This is a genomic window from Bacillus safensis FO-36b (assembly GCF_000691165.1).
Lineage (GTDB): Bacteria > Bacillota > Bacilli > Bacillales > Bacillaceae > Bacillus > Bacillus safensis.
This window is the reverse complement of the sequence record NZ_ASJD01000001.1, coordinates 435,586-453,005: the sequence shown is the minus strand read 5'-3', so window position 1 is coordinate 453,005 and position 17,420 is coordinate 435,586. Positions and strand designations below refer to the sequence as shown.

Genomic DNA, 17,420 nt, shown 5'->3' with positions numbered 1-17,420 from the left:
TGACGAAGCAAATAGGAAATAAAATAAATAATGATGAAGGCAAGATGCTTGCGGTCTTATGCTCCTCCCGTAAAGGATTCATTGCCAGCCGTAAGTCCTGTCATTAATAATAGACGTATTACTTCAGCGAACGGTTCAACTGAATAATTTCTTTTGCAAGTGTTGCCGCTTTGAAGAAATCTTTTTGCCTCTCCGCTTCTGCACGTTCTAGTTCTTTTTCCTTTATCATTGACAAATTCCGATGATTCAACACTTTTTTTACATAATCACTTAATTCAGCTTCACTTAGCTCGTCTCCGACTTGAATCATCAATATATCCGTCAACAACTGATTCATGACATCATCTTCTATCCGGTTCATCAGGTGCTGCGGCGTTGGTTCTTTGCCTTCTTCATACAAGGCATAAATGTACGTTGCCAGCGCCCTGTGCGAATCTATATTAAATTCAATCCCGATTCTGTCAAGTACTTTGCGGATCACGTCATCGCTTTTTAACATATGAGCAAGCAGCATTCGCTCTGCATTTTCATATGCCGGCCGCAGACGCTTTCTTCTCACTTGTGTTGACAGATGTGCACGCCGTTTTTCAAGCCCGTTTTCTTCCTGCGTGCTTTTGGTTTCTTGCCGCTGCTGTTTTTCAAACAGCTCCAGTTGTTCTTTTAATGAATCAAGTGAGATCGAAAACTCCCCAGCAAGCTGTTTCATGTAAATCTCTTGCTCCAAAGAGCCGTTTAACCGGCTGATTTCTCGGAGAACCTGCTTCATATAAGTAAGACGGTCTCCTTCATCTGATAAGTTTTTTCCTCTTCGGAAAAAATTCATCTTAAACGTCATTAATGTCACACTTGCATCTATGATGTCATTCCTAAATTTCTCGCCGCCATATTTACGAATGTAATCATCTGGATCAAGTCCATCTGGTATCATGGCAACGCGAACTTTACATCCTCTTTTTCCAAGCAAATCTGATGCTTTCATGGTCGCTTCGTATCCGGCCGTATCAGAGTCATAGCAAAGGATGATCTCTTCTACGTTCCGCCTGAGAAGCTTTACGTGCTCTTCTGTAAGAGACGTACCCATTGTTGCAACACTTTCACCGACACCTGATGTAACAGCTGAGATGACGTCTGCAAATCCTTCAAAAAGAACCGCCCGTTCGCGTTTGCGAATATGCATACGTGCGTCATGAAAGTGATAAAGCAGCTTACTTTTATGAAAAAGCGGCGTTTCAGGACTATTCATATATTTAGGCTGCTGATCACCAAGCGATCTTCCGGAAAAAGCGATGACCGTTCCATGATGATCATGAATGGGAAACATGACACGATCTCTAAAGCGGTCAAAAAAGCCTGTGCCGTTTTCACGTTGAATCAAAAGACCAGCCTTCTCCATCATCACAGGATCAAATCCTCGTTTTTCTAAAAACTTGGTCACGAAATCCCAAGAATCAAGAGCATATCCGATCTCAAACTTGGCAATTGTTTCATCCGTAAAGCCTCTGGACCGTAAATAATCGAGTGCGTTTTGACCTTCCTTTGTATTTACCAGCAAATGGTGGTAAAATTTCTTAAGAAGCTCATGGGCCTCAATCATTTTATGATCTGCAGTGTCCTCTTGCTGAGAGGAACTCATCTGAGCATTCGCTACCTGATCAGGCAGATCAATATGGTACTTATCAGCCACATGTGAAACGGCTTCAATAAATGAGTAGCCTTCCATTTGTCTGAGGAAAGAAAACACATTGCCTCCTGCACCACAGCCGAAACAATGGAAGATTTGCTTATCTGCTGAAACAGAGAATGAAGGAGTATTTTCACCATGGAATGGACAAAGACCGAAGTAATTTCGACCTTGCTTTCTAAGCTGTACGTATTCTCCAATCACTTCGACAATGTCTGCGTTTTTTTGGATCTGCTCCAAAAGTTCATCTGGTATACGTTTGCTCATCCTAATAACACTCCGTCGTACATTATTCGCCTTTTAATTTAAAAATCCTTCATGATTCGACAGGATTTTTTGTAGTTGCGCCATAAATCGCTTCTTATCCTCTTCTAAAAGCTTTTTGGGACCTTTTCCGTATACACCTTTTCTTCGCTGTTTGCTAGAAACATGCCTGCGTTCCAAATCAAAATCAATTGTTTCGTTTGTGTACATTCGTCCTCTTTCAGACAGAACAATGACCTGTCTCGGAAGCAGTAAGGAGGCAAGACCAATATCTTGGGTGACGACAATATCATGTGCGGCAGCTGAGTTTGCAATGACTAAATCCGCTGCTTCCTTATGTGTATCTACAAACCGCCAATCTTCAAGTGGAGATCTTTTGGTTTGAAAATGCTCATATGAAGCAATGAATGTCACTGGTACTTGAAATTGAGATGCGACAGAAAGGATTTCGTTTTTTACAGGACAAGCATCTGCATCGACATAAATCGTCCTCTCTTTTTTACGTTCATTCAGGTGACTAATTCTCCATCCCTCCACCTTATTCCTGCTTTAGAGAAGCAAAAAGACCATACTTTTCCCCCATAAAGCAATCAACAGTAAAACTCATTTTGTCGAAAAGTTATGTTCAGAATCACTTGACTTCTGCCAATATTAGTTTATTCGTTCTTGACTTAACTTAAACCTAAAATCAATCATTTTATCACAATTTTTTATTATAATACAAATGCAGCAAATATGCCATTGTTTTTGTTTACCCGTTTCCCACCATAGGAAAAACCCAGGAGGAGCATCCTGAGTTTATTCGGAACCTCTTTTGGTCAGCATTTGATGAATGACATTTGCCGTTTCCTCAACTGCTTTATTCGATACATCAACGACTTGACAGTTAATGCGGTCAACCACTTTTTCAAAATACTCTAGTTCCTCTTTAATCCGCTCAATGTTCGCATAAATAGCGCGATCATTTAAACCAAGAGATTTTAAACGCTCTTTGCGAATATGATTTAGTTTGTCTGGACTAATTTTTAAACCGATACATTTCTTCGGATCAACTGAAAATAACTCTTCTGGCGGATCAACTTCAGGTACAATTGGAACGTTCGCTACCTTCAGCCGCTTATGTGCCAAATATTGAGATAATGGTGTCTTGGACGTGCGTGATACACCAATGAGCACAATATCAGCCTTTAGAATACCTCTAGGGTCTCTGCCGTCATCGTATTTCACAGCGAACTCGATGGCTTCTACCTTTTTAAAATAGTCCTCATCTAATTGACGTACACGACCCGGCTCATGTTTCGCTTCATTTCCATATGCCGTTTCCATTTTATCAATGAGCGGACCGATGATGTCATAATAAACGACACCGTTGGCTTCTGCTTCCTCGATTAAGAATTGGCGCATTTCTGGCACAACAAGAGTAAAGCAGACGATCCCATTATCTGCTTTCGCCAGTGAAATGACTTCTTTAATCGTACCAACATCCTCTACATACGGGATTCTTCTAATATTTGAATGGTCTGATGAGCCGCCATCAAATTGGCTAAGTGCCGCTTTGACCACGAGCTCTGCCGTTTCTCCAACTGAATCTGATACCACAAAAATTACGCGATTACTCATAACATCCCCTCGCAGTCTTCTGTCATTAGATTATTTCGTTCTCCGATAAGCTGACAAGTATTTTCGTCATATTTGTTTTCGTAATTCTTCCGACCACTTCAAAGCCTTTATCCGTATCTTTTATCACAGGAAGTGCATCTATTTGCTTTTCAATCAAGTGCTTCGCCACATCCATAATGAAATCTTCCTTGCGGCAAACGGTGATGTTCGGCATTCTTGTCATAATAATATGGACAGGGATAGATGGAAGCTCCTGTTTCCCTATACTTGCGCGAAGGAGGTCTTTTCTGGATAACACGCCTGTTAAAATAGAGTGATCGTCCACAACGAATAATGTGCCCACATCCTCTAAAAACATCGTACAAATCGCATCATAAACCGAAACATTCTCATGTATTACCACTGGAATGGATTGAAAGTCTTTCACTTGAAGTTTTTTCAGCTTATCTGCGAGAAGCTGCGTGCCTGTTTTTCCTGTGAAAAAGTAGCCGACCCTTGGTCTTGCTTCTAAAAAGCCTGACATTGTTAAAATGGCTAAATCCGGTCTGAGGGTCGCCCTTGTTAAGTTCAGCCGATCGGCGATATGCTCTCCAGTGATCGGACCATTCTCTTTGACAATCTGTAAAATCTGCTCTTGCCGTTTATTTAACTCGATTGTACTCACCACCTTTAAATAGAGAGAGCGAAATCTTTATTTTATGTATATCATTTTCATAACTCATCATATTATAGCGCATCTTTGTCCGAATGAAACAAAAATCCACTCAAAAACCTTGAATTAAATGAGTAAAAAACGATTGCCCTTCGGAAAAGGCAACCGTTCTTAGGTATTTATTTTACAATTAAATTGTTCATATTCGCAAATGATTGAATGACTTTGGCTAGTTTGACCATTTGTGCTAAACGATTTCGCTTCAGTTTTTCATCATCCGCATGAACCATTGTATGATCGAAATAATGAACAATCGGTGTTTTTAACGTATCCAGCGCCTCAAGTGCCAAGCTGTATTGTCCTGCTGCTACATGTTCCTTTACAGCTTTCTCTACTTGCTGATACGCCTCAAACAGCTTTTGCTCATGTTCATTTTCAAACAGTTCAGGCTGAATCTCTGCATCTTCCCCTTTTTTACTGATTGAAATGACGCGCCCCAATGCTTCAGCCGTTTCTTTGAAGCTTTCTTGTTTCACACTCTCTTCAAGAACAGCTGCTTTTTTGACGACTGCATATGGCTCAATATTTTCAACATCCAGCACTGCATCAACAACATCATGGCGGATATGCTCTGCTTGAAGAACATATTTTAAACGATGCGTTAAAAATTCAATCAGAGCAGCTTCATGTTCTGCCTTTACTTGAGCAAGTGCAAACAGCTCTTTAAATGAAATATTCCAATGGCGGTCGAGCAGGATTTGAACGATACCGCTCGCTTGTCTTCTAAGTCCATAAGGGTCTTGAGAACCCGTTGGGATCACATCAATTGAGAAGAATGAACAAATAGAATCAAGCTTATCTGCTACTGCCACAATCGCACCAATCAAAGTGGACGGCGCCTCGTCACCAGCAAAGCGCGGCATATAGTGCTCGTTGATGCTTCTTGCTACTTCTTCATGTTCACCAAGAGCTCTTGCATATTTCTCACCCATGATTCCTTGTAATTCTGGGAATTCATAGACCATTTGAGTCACAAGGTCAAACTTCGAAATACTTGCTGCTCTCGCCACACGTTTAGTGGTTTCGTCATCTGCTCCGACATGCGCCGCTAGACGGGTTGCAATGTCTGTCACTCTCTTCAGCTTGTCGCCGATTGTTCCAAGTTTCTCATGGAATACCACTTTATCAAGCTTTTTAATATTGTCTTCAATCACTAGTTTTTCGTCTTCTTTATAGAAGAATGCAGCATCTGATAAACGCGCACGAAGTACTTTTTCATTCCCTCTTGCGACATTTTCGAGCGCCTCACTGTTTCCATTTCTGACTGTAATAAAGTGCGGCAATAATTCCCCTTGCTCATTTTTCACAGGGAAGTAGCGCTGATGCTCTTTCATTGTCGTCACCAATACTTCTTCCGGCAATGCAAGAAACTCTTCTTCAAAGGAACCAGACAGCACAGTTGGATATTCTACAAGATCGTTCACTTCTTCTAGAAGTTCAGGATCAACAGGAATGACCCAGCCTTTTTCTAAAGATAGCGCATCTAGCTGTTCAGTAATGAATTGTTTTCTTTTCTCTGAGTCTGCAATCACAAATTGATCGCGCAATGTTTGTTCATAGGAAGCAGGTGTGTCAATGCTGGCTGTCGTTCCAAGGAAACGGTGTCCTCTAGTCTCCCGGCCGCTTTTCACCCCAGCAATTTCAACAGGTACAATCTCTTCTCCAAATAAACAAACAATCCATTTAATCGGACGGATATAGCGTAAATCCTCGCTTCCCCATCTCATGTTCTTTGGAAAACTTAATGAAGCGGCGATTTCACCTAACGCTGGCAGAAGGTCTTTGACTTGCTTTCCTTCTTGAAACTTTTGGACATGGACATAATCCACTCCTTTGATCTCTTTGAAATAGAGATCATCTGTTGAAGCACCTTGTCCTCTTGCAAAGCCTTCAGCTGCTTTTGTCCAATTGCCTTCAGCATCTTGGGCAATCTTTTTAGCCGGGCCTTTTGCTTCTTCTTTGATGTCTTCTTGTTTTTCTGCGACACCTTTCACAAGTACAGCAAGACGTCTAGGTGAGTTAAATAAAGCAGTCTCTTCGAATGAAATATTTTGCGTTTCAAACCATGCTTTTACTTTCTCACCCAGCTGCTTTGTGCTTTCTGGCATGAAACGAGCCGGCATCTCTTCTAAGCCGATTTCAAGTAATACATCTTGTTTATTCATGAGAAGCCGCCTCCTCTTTTAGCATAGGGAATCCCAGTTTTTCGCGTTCTTCATAATAGGTTTTGGCTACTTTTCTTGCTAACTGACGCACTCTTCCGATATAACCAGTTCGCTCAGTCACAGAAATAGCACCCTTTGCATCGAGCAGGTTAAACGTATGAGAGCATTTGAGGACATAATCGTATGCCGGGTGAACAAGCCCTTTGTCCATTTGGCTATGTGCTTCTTTCTCATAGGTTGTAAATAGCTCGAACAGCATGTCAGTATTAGATGTTTCAAATGTATAAACAGAGTGCTCGTATTCAGCCATTAAGAATAAATCTCTGACCGTAAATCCGTCTGTCCATTCAAGATCGAAGACATTTTCTTTGTCCTGGATGTAAGAAGCAAGACGTTCAATACCGTATGTGATTTCAACAGAAACGGGCTTACATTCTAAGCCGCCGACTTGTTGGAAATACGTGAACTGCGTAATTTCCATCCCATCAAGCCATACTTCCCAGCCAAGTCCTGCACAGCCAAGAGATGGATTTTCCCAGTTATCTTCCACAAAACGAATATCATGTTTCAGCGGGTCAATGCCAAGTGCCTTCAATGATTCAAGATATAGCTCTTGAATATTGTCAGGTGATGGCTTAATGATCACTTGAAATTGGTGATGCTGATACAATCTATTTGGGTTTTCTCCATATCTGCCATCAGCCGGGCGTCTTGAAGGCTCTACATAAGCTACCTTCCACGGCTCTGGGCCGATGCTTCTGAGGAACGTGTATGGACTCATCGTTCCGGCACCTTTTTCTGTGTCATACGCCTGCATTAATACGCAGCCTTCATTTGACCAATGCTTTTGCAACGTCAAAATCATGTCTTGAATATTCAATGATCGCACCTCCATCTTTTCTAGACCAACCGCTATGTATGGCGGGTGGGATGAGAACCTTGTAAGAGAACACAAAAACTCCCGTCTCTATGCTCGCAAGGTTCTTGCAAACATAGGGACGAGAGTTTTTCCCGCGGTTCCACCCTATTTGCTGGTGTAGTAGCACCCAGCCGCTTTGTTTTACGTTGCTCAAGAATGCCTTTCGTTACGCCTCCATCCTTAGCTCACACCGCCCTAAGGTCGCTTTTATGGATTTTACGTAAGTACTTCTTTCTGTCAATGCAACATATTTTATCTTAGATGATCTTACAAAAAGTCATGGGAGATGTCAACTTTTGTTTTCCCCGCCCATTAGCTTTTTCATGGATTCCATCTGATTCATGAATTTTTTTGATTTTAAATAGAGGCCGGAATATTCGTCATAGTAGTGATCAAGCACTTGACGAATTTCTTGTTTCGTCTGCTGTTTCACATCAACCTGACCAAGCCTTGATAAATCAAAATAATGAAACAAACGGAGCAGCCTTGCAGCTGCGGGGGATAAGGGCAGTTTATATGGATCTTTCGAAAAACAATTTTGGCAAATGAAGCCGTTATCTCTTATTGAGAAATGGAACTGCCCTTCTTTTTGACCACAGTGCACACATTGATCAAGTTCAGGCTTCATCCCCATCACTGATAACATTTTGACCTCTACGATAAATAAAATAATATCAGCATCTGTACCTTCGTTGAGATGACGCAGAGATTGAAGCAGAAGCTCAAACAAATAAGGGTTTGGCTTTTTTTCTTCTGTCCCTTTATCCATCAATTCCGTCATATATGCGGCATATGCGGTCAGAAATAAGTCTTCCCGAATGGCCCGCATACTTTCAATCATTTCGCCTTGCTGGAGCGTTCCAAGTCCTGTTGATGATTGGATGAGAAAGGTGCCGTATAAAAACGGCTGGCTTATAGCTGACAGGCGGCTGTTTGATTTTTTAGCGCCTCTTGCCATCACGCCAATTTTTCCATGTTCTCTAGTGAGCAGCGTGACAATTTTGTTTGTTTCGCCATAATCTGTTGTTCTAAGGACGATTCCTTCACTTTTAATGAGCATTTGTCTACACTCCGAGCATTGGAGGGGTCAAGAATTATAAGATTGGAAAATCAAATCGTGCTATTTCTTCTTCAAGTACATCGGGTCTTTCCAGGTTCTCCTTTTCTAACTCTTTGAAAAGCAGATACGTGTCAACGCTTCCTGTTTGTGAAAATACGTTCCATGTAAAATTCAACATAAAAACCCCACCTTTCTTTATTAGAAGCAGCAACGCTACATCCAACATATTAATTTTATCTTGACCAGGCTACCTCCATTTCATGATAAACAATTTTTACTAATCGAACCGCACCATTGTCAGATTTGCTGACAAATGCAGCGATTTTTTAATATTCGTCTTCTCTAAATCCAAAATCACGCAGGTGAGTGGATTTATTACGCCAGTCCTTCTGAACTTTGACCCAAAGCTCTAAATACACTTTTGAGCCTAGAAGTGCTTCAATATCTCTGCGCGCTTTTTGTCCCACTTCTTTTAACAAGCTGCCTCGTTTACCAATGACGATCCCTTTTTGCGAATCACGTTCTACGACAATGGTCGCCGCGACATGGATCTTGCCATTTTCATCTGGCTTAATCGATTCAATCGCAACCGCAATACTGTGCGGAATCTCTTCTCTCGTTAAATGCAGCACTTTTTCACGAATTAATTCAGAAATAATAAACCGTTCTGGATGATCTGTTACTTGATCTGCCGGATAAAATTGAGGGCCCTCTGGAAGATAACCTTCAATCTGCTGAAGAAGCGTGTCGATATTGTTTCCTTCAAGAGCTGAAATTGGCACAATTTCCTTGAATGGGTAACGTGTGCGGTATTCATCAATTAAAAGGAACAGTTCATCTGGATGAATTTGGTCAATTTTATTAACGACTAGGAACACCGGTGTAGATGTTTGCTTTAGTCGTTCAATGATGAATTCATCACCTTTGCCATAGCCTTCCTGTGCGTTAATCATAAACAAGATCAGGTCGACTTCCTTCAGTGTATTTTGAGCCACCCTCATCATAAAATCACCAAGCTTATGCTTAGGTTTATGAATCCCCGGTGTATCGATAAAGATCGTTTGTGATGTGTTTGTTGTCAGAACACCTTGCACTTTGTTTCGCGTCGTTTGGGGCTTATCGCTCATGATGGCGATCTTTTGTCCAATGACACGATTAAGAAAGGTTGATTTCCCTACATTTGGTCTTCCAATAATTGATACAAATCCTGATTTGAAGCTTTCGTTAGTCATTTAAATCCTCCGGTGAAAATGCGCCTGGCAATAGTTCGTTTACTGTTGTTTCGTATATATGTCCTTTTAAGTTCGTTAGAATCACTGGCATATCAGGTGCACATAGCTCTGAAATGACCTGTCTGCATGCGCCGCACGGCGAAACAGGACGGTCTGTATCAGCCACCACTGCTAACATTTGAAAAGATGTAATGCCTTCTGAATAGGCTTTAAAAAGTGCTGTTCTTTCCGCACAATTACACATACCATATGCTGCATTTTCAATGTTGCAGCCGCCATACACTTTTCCATCATTCGACAGTAATGCTGCACCGACTTTGAATTTAGAATAGGGTACATATGCAAAATCTCTTGCTTTGATTGCTTCTGAAATCAACTCTTGTTTGTTCATTCCTAGTTCCCACTTTCAGAAGAAATGGTACCACTGTCACATTTATATTTTACATAATTCACGTGACATTTTCACGCCCATTTCTAAAAATGTTAATAAATAGTAATATTGTTCTATTGCATGATCTTCGGTAAGAAGATGATCAACCCAATCATAACCGAAATCGCGGCGTAAACGCAAACAGCGCCTGCCGCAGCGTCCTTCGCTCTCTCTGCAAGCGGGTGCCTTTCTTCTGTCATCAGATCCACTGTATGTTCAATGGCTGTATTGACAAGCTCAAGCGCAAACATCCCCCCGCAAAGAAGAAGAACGATCAGCCATTCAAATGGGTCAATGCGGAACCAAAAGCCGCAGATCACCACGATGATGGCTGCGACTGTGTGAAATCGAAAATTCCGTTCATTCAAGAAAGTTCGCCATATTCCTCTAAATGCATAGTAAAAACTCCGAAAAAAACGGGCGAGCGGCCTTCTTTTCTTACGATGATCTCGAAAGACCATAATCATCCAGGATCTTTGTCTGTTTGGCGAACATTTCTTTTTCATCTTCCTCTGTCATATGATCGTACCCGAGCAAATGGAGGAAGCCATGAATCGTTAAGAATCCAAGCTCTCTCATAAAGGAATGTCCATATTCCTCTGCCTGCTCTTTCGTTCGATCTACACTAATAATAATGTCACCGAGTACAGGCGGGATATCATCTGCTCCAATGATTTCAATTTCCCCTTCTCCTTCTTCCTCAAGTGCAAAGGAGATCACATCTGTTGGTGCGTCTTTTCCGCGGTATTCTTTATTGATTTGATGAATTTCTTCATTCGAAACGATCGTCACTGATACTTCCGCTTGATCCTTGACCTCAAGTTCGTCTGCAGCAAACTGAAGAAGCTTTTCCACTTCTTCAAGCTGCTCTTTTGATACTTGTCCTGTTTCATCTATTAAATCGATTAACAATGTCATTTACTTCACCTTCTGCTTCGGGGCATCTGGATATTCAATCCGAGAATGGAAAATCCCCTTTAATGTTGTACAAATCGTTTGGCTGATAATATTTAATTCTTTAAATGTGAGGTCACATTCACTAAATTGCCCGTCCTGCATTTTATCTGAAATAATGCCTTTGACAAGCTTTTCAATCCGCTCTGGATTTGGATTATGCATCGAACGAACCGCCGCTTCAACGCTGTCAGCCACAGAAATAATCGCTGCTTCTTTTGATTGCGGCTTTGGACCAGGGTAACGGAATTCATCTTCTGTCACCTGATCATCACGCTCTTTCGCCTTATAGTAAAAGAACTTTAAAAGAGACTTCCCGTGATGCTGTTCGGCAATGTCGACAAGTTCTTCAGGAAACTTCTTTTCTCTCAGCATATCAGCGCCATCTGTCGTATGGGCAATAATAATATTTTTACTCAGCTGAGGAGAAAGCTTGTCATGCGGATTATCAATGTTCATTTGGTTTTCGATAAAGTACTGCGGTCTTTTCGTTTTCCCAATGTCATGATAATAAGCACCGACCCTTGCTAAAAGACCATTTGCGCCGACTGCTTCACATGCAGCATCCGCTAAATTCGCCACCATGACACTATGATGATATGTACCTGGTGTCTCGGTTAAAATCTTTTTGAGCAGCGGATGATTTGGATTGGATAATTCAATCAGTTTCATTGTGGAAAGAATACCAAACATGCTCTCAAAAACAGGCATTAACCCAATGACCAAGATAGATGATGCAAACCCTGACACAATCGCCATCATGAGGTTCACACCGATTTCAAGCCCTGATGGTGAAGAATTTTGGATGAGTGTAATGGATAAAACCACAAGTACATTCACCAAAGCAACCAAAAGCCCAGCCTGCAATATTTTTGATCTTGCATTATGTTTTCTTAAAAATAAAATACCCGCCATCCCGCTCATCAGATAATAAGCGCAGATCACATAGTTAAAGACGCCGGTTACTCCTTGATTAAACATCATACTGCCGCAAAGAGCAAATACAAGACCGGAGAAGATCGCCAGCCGCTCATTAATGAGCAGCTTGATCAGCATCGTGCCAAGTGCCACTGGCACGACATAGCCTATCGTCGTATACTTCGTTTCCTGGAAGAGGCTGAACACTTCCATGATAATTAATATAATCGTGAAAATAAGCGAGTAAAGCAGTAACGACTTATTCTTATGGACAAGCGATTTTTTCCTCGATTCAAGGGAATGAACAATCGCTGCTAAGAAAAGTCCAATTAATATGAGAAGACCACTTACAGGCTTAAATAAATTTGAGCTGTTTAACAGACCCGTGAGTTCTAATTTGCGATAAACTTCCCGGTCAATGAGCTCTCCTTCTTCAACTAAGATTTGCCCCTGCTTAATTTGCACAGGCTGAATATTGTCAGCCGCTTCCTGTCTTTTCTTCTCTGTTGCCACTGGGTCAAATACATAGTTTGGAATGATCGCAAATTCACCGATTTCTTTCGCCGCATTTAAGTATTTTGATGGAATCGAATTGTTTTTAAGCTCTGTTTTGACTTGTTTTTTCTCATCTTGTAATTTCGCTGCTGTGATTTCTTTACTCATCAGTGAATTCACCACTGTGATGATGGAATCCTTAGTAAATGAGAGATTTTCATCACTTGCTTGGAGCAGTGCTTTGATGGATTGATCCGAAACAGCTTCCTGCATATCTGTTGTGAGCTTTTCTTTGACACGCTTGACCATTTCTTGATCTGATGGCGCGTTCTCTTTATCATCAGCTGCTTTCTTCTCTTCTTTAATGGCTTCAAAGAGGGATGAGATGAGGTCTACGCGATTATCAGAATACGCTTTTTTGAGCGTATATTGATCTTCTACCTGATCTGTTGCTTCTTGTTTCTTTTCTTCTGTCGCTTCTTGATCATCAACGGTTGACGGAGAATAGATGGTCTGTTCGCTCACTGAAAATAAATCTAAGTCGAGCGATTCAGGCTTTACATGGAAGAAGAGCACCACGAATAAAATGGCTGCTAAACCAGCGTACAGCAAAACATTTAAATAACGTGAGCGCTCCATTTTCTGAGGTTCTTTTTTAGACAGCAGTCTTTTGCGCTTACTGCCTTTTTGATTCTTTCTCAAGGAAAGTACCTCCTTTTTTACTTTAAACCACGATCGAAACAAAATGACCCGATGAAGACGATCGGGTCACTCAGTTCATTTTTGCTTTTCGTATGCGCCAATGATCTTCGCCACAAGCGGGTGTCTGACCACATCTGTCTGGTCTAATTCAATAAATGAGATGCCCCTGATCTCTGCAAGCATGTCCTTTGCAGCTGCAAGACCTGACTGCATGCCCTTTGGCAGATCAATCTGTGTAATATCTCCTGTAATGACCATTTTAGAGCCAAACCCAAGTCTCGTCAAAAACATTTTCATTTGGGCAGGTGTTGTATTCTGCGCTTCATCTAAAATCACAAATGCATCATCAAGCGTCCGGCCTCTCATATAGGCAAGGGGCGCTATTTCAATCACGCCGCGCTCGATTAGTCGTTCCGTATGATCACTGCCAAGCACATCATGCAGGGCATCATATAGTGGTCTTAAATAAGGATCTACTTTTTCCTTTAAATCGCCTGGTAAAAAGCCAAGACTCTCTCCTGCTTCAACAGCTGGTCTTGTCAGGATTATCCGTTTCACATGTCCATTTTTCAGCGAATGGACCGCATGGACGACTGCCAAATACGTCTTCCCTGTACCAGCAGGTCCAATTCCAAAGACCAGGTCATCTTTTTTCATCGCCGCAGCATATTCACGCTGGCCGATTGTTTTCACCCTGATCGACTTTCCTTTGGCATTTTTCGTAATTTCATCTTCATACATATTTTCAAAATAATTCAGCTTGTTTTTTTGCGCCATTTTAATGGCATAGACGACATCCCGTTCAGATATCTCAATTCCTTTACGGATGAGATGTAAAAGAGATGTGATCAAACGGCTTACTGTATCTCTCGATGCTTCCTCACCAGAAACATACACTTTTTCTCCACGCGTAATAATGGAGACGTTCAGCTCGTTTTCCATTAGTTTCAGATAAGCATCTTGATTGCCAAATAAAGCAATCGCTTCGTTTGGGCTATCCAATTTTTGTTGAATCTCAAGTAAATGTTCTGTCATTCTCTAGTCTCCCTGAACAATAGGTGTTGGTTGAACAATATCTTCTATTACTTGGTAAAGGATGATTAACTTAACTTTACCATTCCCTGTTGTCTCGTGCAAAACTTTTTCACTTTTCACCTCTCCTGTTTGACCTAGCTTCTCTTCTAATTCTTTTTTACCCATTTTAATCCCTGCTTGAACCGCTTCTTTATTTGTGTATTCGCGATTTATTTTCTCACTTTCGCGTGTAATTTCCTTTTCATAAGAGAATGGGAGCTGAATGTTTAAGAAATGAAGCGGATGAACTTCTGTTTCTGTTTTTGGCTGCTTAAAATCATCCTTTTTAAAAGAAAAGCCCCAAAATGGCAGTGAGCCTCCAAATGCGGAGAGCTTGTGCTTTGTCTTCATTTTACCCGTAAAAACGTCAAAAGATGTTCGAAGAGGGACAGAAACTTCTGAACGATACCACGTTTCACCATAGATTTTCGCTTTGGCTCCTACCGTTTTTTGCTGATCTTCGCTGCCAATGAGTCCAGAGACAAGCATCTGTCCTTTCTTTACATGTTCATCAACCGCGGCGAGCGGCTCCCCTTTTTCTACATACATTCTCGTGATGACAGCCTTTTTCTTGGCGACGATATGCTGAGGACTCGTGTATTTTTCTTTTTCAGGTTCATTTTTTTCCACAACTTTCATTTGAAAGGTTGTGCCGTTTAGTTCTACGCCGACCCATGTGATGCTTTGAATATTGGTTGTCAGGGATTTTTGAATTTTTTCAGGTGTTCCCATTAGAAACTGAAAACGTCCTTTTTGCACCCCAATGTCGTCTAAATGCTTTCTCATTTGATGTTCAGTTTCTGGATTGGCTCCTTTAATATCGATTTTCCATACCATGTTTGAAAGCGCCAATATCGTCACTAGAAAGCATACAATCCCAAGGGTAAATCCGATATTCTTCCTTGACCATAGGAGTAGAAATGGAAAGCCCTTTTTTTGATGAAATGAACATGTCACGTCATGATGTCTGCGTACCTTTCTGAAGGCATGTACATCTGATAAGCGAATAAATAAGCGCACGCTGTCTTGACGGCGGCTCACTTGAAACATTGTGATCCCCTGCCTCGTGCACTCATTGATAAGCCGCTCAATGCCATTTCCTTTGATCTCCACTTCCACTCTGCCAATAAAATAGGCGAACCATTTATTCTTCACGCTTCTCCCCTCCGTCAGTTAAGAATCAATATAACGGACCTCATCGATTTTCCCTTCCAATAAAATCTCTTCTGGCAAAATCGTTTTAATCACAAAATCTTTCCCTGAAATAATGCATTGTCCCTGTTTGAGCATCAGCCTTACCTCTTGATCACTGAAAAGCAAAAGCCCTTTATGGTTCTCTATGTAAATGTGGAGTCTGCCAACCATCGTAATACGGGGAAGATCCATCATCACGTCTGGAGGGATTTCAAGTGTTCTTGTCAGCCATGCTTTAAGTCGATTTTTTCTTTTTCCCATTCAATAAGAACCCCTTCCCACCTCATGTGTATGAGATCAAACTGAAAGATGGTGAGACTGATGAGAAAGCCTCTGTATCATCCTATTCCTCAGGGGTTCATATCATGCTAATGAATCCCGTAAAATAGCTGTTTCAGCATTTTCTTTAAGAAAAAATGTCATCATGCAAAAAAAGCCCCCTTTTTCATAAAGGGGGCTTTCTTCTTTATCTTTTATATGGCCGTTTCATCGTTCTGTGCGGCTTTTTCGCGCGCGGCTCTCCAAATACTTCTCCAAGGATCATTCCTTGAATAATTGTATCTTGGTTCAGCTTCTCAATGAATTTTGGCCTCATTTCAGCAGATGCAGCCTTTGGCCTTGTCAGCTCTCTTTCAAGCGATTGGAACTCTTTGTTCAGCTCGTTTTTTCTTTCTTCCATTTCGGCAAGTGTAGCCGTATAGCGATCTTGTAAGGACTGAGAAGTTTTTTTCTTCATCCCGCCATGATCATGTACATCGCCGAAATCGTCCAGCTGATCCGTCACGACTGGATCTGGACTTGTTTGCTTTGTTTGCTTTTGGGGCACCTGCTTACGCTGAGGAGCGGGCTTCTTTTGCTGATTCTGCTCTTCGTTCTCCTCTTGTTTGCCGATCTTCCCAAAGACGGCAGAGATGATACCGATGATAATCGCAATTAGTAGCGGATTTTCAAATAGAATGTCCAATGGGCTCCCTCCTTAAAGCGTGAGAGGATGCTTATTTGTTTTCATTATCAGATGGACCTTTTGTCATTTTGCCAAATGAATCTCTCATATCCGTATCAGCATCGATATTCTTAATGTTCATGTAGTCCATGACACCAATATTGCCTTCACGTAATGCTTCAGCCATTGCAAGTGGTACTTCAGCCTCTGCTTCTACGACTTTCGCGCGCATTTCTTCAACTTTCGCACGCATCTCTTGTTCTTGTGCAACAGCCATTGCGCGGCGTTCTTCTGCTTTCGCCTGTGCAATGTTTTTGTCTGCTTCTGCTTGGTCTGTTTGCAGGATCGCCCCGATGTTCTTACCGATATCAACATCTGCGATATCAATCGAGAGAATTTCAAATGCAGTACCTGAATCTAATCCTTTACCAAGAACCGTTTGAGAAATCATATCAGGGTTCTCAAGAACCTTTTTATGATTATCTGATGAACCGATTGTAGAGACAATCCCTTCACCTACACGGGCAATAATTGTTTCTTCCCCTGCACCACCGACAAGTCGGTCGATGTTTGCACGAACTGTAATACGTGCTTTTGCTTTGACTTCAATCCCGTCCATCGCAACACCAGAGATAAATGGTGTTTCAATGACTTTAGGGTTTACACTCATTTGAACTGCTTCAAGTACATCACGGCCTGCTAGGTCGATGGCTGCACAGCGAGCAAAGTTCAATTCGATATTCGCGCGTTGAGCTGCAATTAGTGCGTTCACAACTCGGTCCACGTTACCACCTGCAAGATAGTGGCTCTCCAGCTGGTTAATCGTCACATCAAGACCTGCTTTATGTGCTTTGATGAGCGGGTTGACCACTCGGTTTGGAATCACTCGGCGCAGTCTCATTCCGACAAGTGTAAAAATGCTCACTTTTACGCCAGCCGCTAGGGCAGAAATCCACAGCATCACCGGTACAAAAGTGAAAAAGATCGATAGAACAATCAAACCTGCTGCGATAATCACAAATAATAGTAAAGTAGATGGATCCATTTTATTCCTCCT

At 41.6% G+C, this 17,420-nt stretch carries 18 protein-coding genes and 1 other annotated feature; all 18 genes read right to left on the bottom strand.

Annotation, left to right across the window (positions count from 1 at the left end):
* Positions 1–118: 118 nt before the first annotated feature.
* The 18 genes from dnaG to floA all read right to left on the bottom strand — a co-directional run bounded on the left by dnaG (position 119) and on the right by floA (position 17,408).
* The gene (gene dnaG / locus BA81_RS02275) at positions 119–1,948 is read right to left on the bottom strand and encodes a DNA primase (RefSeq protein ID WP_024423015.1); all 1,830 of its coding nucleotides are present in this window, start codon (positions 1,946–1,948) and stop codon (positions 119–121) included.
* 33 nt (positions 1,949–1,981) lie between these two features.
* Positions 1,982–2,482, bottom strand: coding sequence for a YaiI/YqxD family protein (locus BA81_RS02270; protein WP_034280132.1), 501 nt, complete (start codon positions 2,480–2,482; stop codon positions 1,982–1,984).
* A gap of 261 nt (positions 2,483–2,743) precedes the next feature.
* Entirely contained in the window at positions 2,744–3,565 is an 822-nt protein-coding gene (locus BA81_RS02265; protein WP_008342399.1) for a pyruvate, water dikinase regulatory protein, read from the bottom strand.
* A 25-nt stretch (positions 3,566–3,590) separates the two neighbouring features.
* Positions 3,591–4,229, bottom strand: a complete 639-nt coding sequence (gene ccpN / locus BA81_RS02260; protein ID WP_024423017.1) for a transcriptional regulator CcpN — start codon at positions 4,227–4,229, stop codon at positions 3,591–3,593.
* Between the two features lie 167 nt (positions 4,230–4,396).
* The gene (gene glyS, locus BA81_RS02255; protein WP_034280130.1) at positions 4,397–6,442 is read right to left on the bottom strand and encodes a glycine--tRNA ligase subunit beta; all 2,046 of its coding nucleotides are present in this window, start codon (positions 6,440–6,442) and stop codon (positions 4,397–4,399) included.
* A complete protein-coding gene (glyQ, locus tag BA81_RS02250) occupies positions 6,435–7,322 on the bottom strand; it encodes a glycine--tRNA ligase subunit alpha (protein WP_012010611.1) in 888 nt (295 codons plus the stop codon). Before glyQ ends, glyS begins: the two co-directional genes overlap by 8 nt.
* Positions 7,323–7,433: 111 nt before the next feature.
* Positions 7,434–7,611: a binding site (T-box leader), on the bottom strand.
* A 39-nt stretch (positions 7,612–7,650) separates the two neighbouring features.
* Positions 7,651–8,421, bottom strand: a complete 771-nt coding sequence (gene recO / locus BA81_RS02245) for a DNA repair protein RecO (RefSeq protein ID WP_034280128.1) — start codon at positions 8,419–8,421, stop codon at positions 7,651–7,653.
* Between the two features lie 34 nt (positions 8,422–8,455).
* Positions 8,456–8,599, bottom strand: a complete 144-nt coding sequence (locus BA81_RS19070) for a YqzL family protein (RefSeq protein ID WP_003217288.1) — start codon at positions 8,597–8,599, stop codon at positions 8,456–8,458.
* Positions 8,600–8,747: 148 nt separating this feature from the next.
* Positions 8,748–9,653 (bottom strand): GTPase Era, encoded by a 906-nt coding sequence (era, locus tag BA81_RS02240; protein ID WP_007501305.1) that lies wholly within the window; start codon positions 9,651–9,653, stop codon positions 8,748–8,750.
* Complete coding sequence (locus tag BA81_RS02235) at positions 9,646–10,044, bottom strand: cytidine deaminase (RefSeq protein WP_008356263.1); 399 nt, start codon at positions 10,042–10,044, stop codon at positions 9,646–9,648. The genes era and BA81_RS02235 overlap by 8 nt, the downstream gene beginning before the upstream one ends.
* Positions 10,045–10,157: 113 nt before the next feature.
* Entirely contained in the window at positions 10,158–10,544 is a 387-nt protein-coding gene (locus BA81_RS02230; RefSeq protein WP_034280126.1) for a diacylglycerol kinase family protein, read from the bottom strand.
* A complete protein-coding gene (gene ybeY, locus BA81_RS02225; protein ID WP_024423021.1) occupies positions 10,522–11,001 on the bottom strand; it encodes an rRNA maturation RNase YbeY in 480 nt (159 codons plus the stop codon). Before ybeY ends, BA81_RS02230 begins: the two co-directional genes overlap by 23 nt.
* Entirely contained in the window at positions 11,002–13,113 is a 2,112-nt protein-coding gene (locus BA81_RS02220; protein ID WP_411810298.1) for an HD family phosphohydrolase, read from the bottom strand. It abuts the gene before it with no gap.
* Between the two features lie 114 nt (positions 13,114–13,227).
* Positions 13,228–14,187: a PhoH family protein gene (locus BA81_RS02215; RefSeq protein ID WP_034280122.1), complete on the bottom strand. Its 960-nt coding sequence runs from the start codon at positions 14,185–14,187 to the stop codon at positions 13,228–13,230.
* A 3-nt stretch (positions 14,188–14,190) separates the two neighbouring features.
* Positions 14,191–15,381 (bottom strand): sporulation protein YqfD, encoded by a 1,191-nt coding sequence (gene yqfD, locus BA81_RS02210; RefSeq protein ID WP_034280120.1) that lies wholly within the window; start codon positions 15,379–15,381, stop codon positions 14,191–14,193.
* An 18-nt stretch (positions 15,382–15,399) separates the two neighbouring features.
* The gene (gene yqfC / locus BA81_RS02205) at positions 15,400–15,681 is read right to left on the bottom strand and encodes a sporulation protein YqfC (RefSeq protein WP_012010618.1); all 282 of its coding nucleotides are present in this window, start codon (positions 15,679–15,681) and stop codon (positions 15,400–15,402) included.
* A 205-nt stretch (positions 15,682–15,886) separates the two neighbouring features.
* The gene (locus BA81_RS02200; protein ID WP_034280118.1) at positions 15,887–16,384 is read right to left on the bottom strand and encodes a hypothetical protein; all 498 of its coding nucleotides are present in this window, start codon (positions 16,382–16,384) and stop codon (positions 15,887–15,889) included.
* Between the two features lie 31 nt (positions 16,385–16,415).
* Positions 16,416–17,408, bottom strand: a complete 993-nt coding sequence (gene floA, locus BA81_RS02195) for a flotillin-like protein FloA (RefSeq protein ID WP_024423026.1) — start codon at positions 17,406–17,408, stop codon at positions 16,416–16,418.
* Between the last annotated feature and the right edge of the window lie 12 nt (positions 17,409–17,420).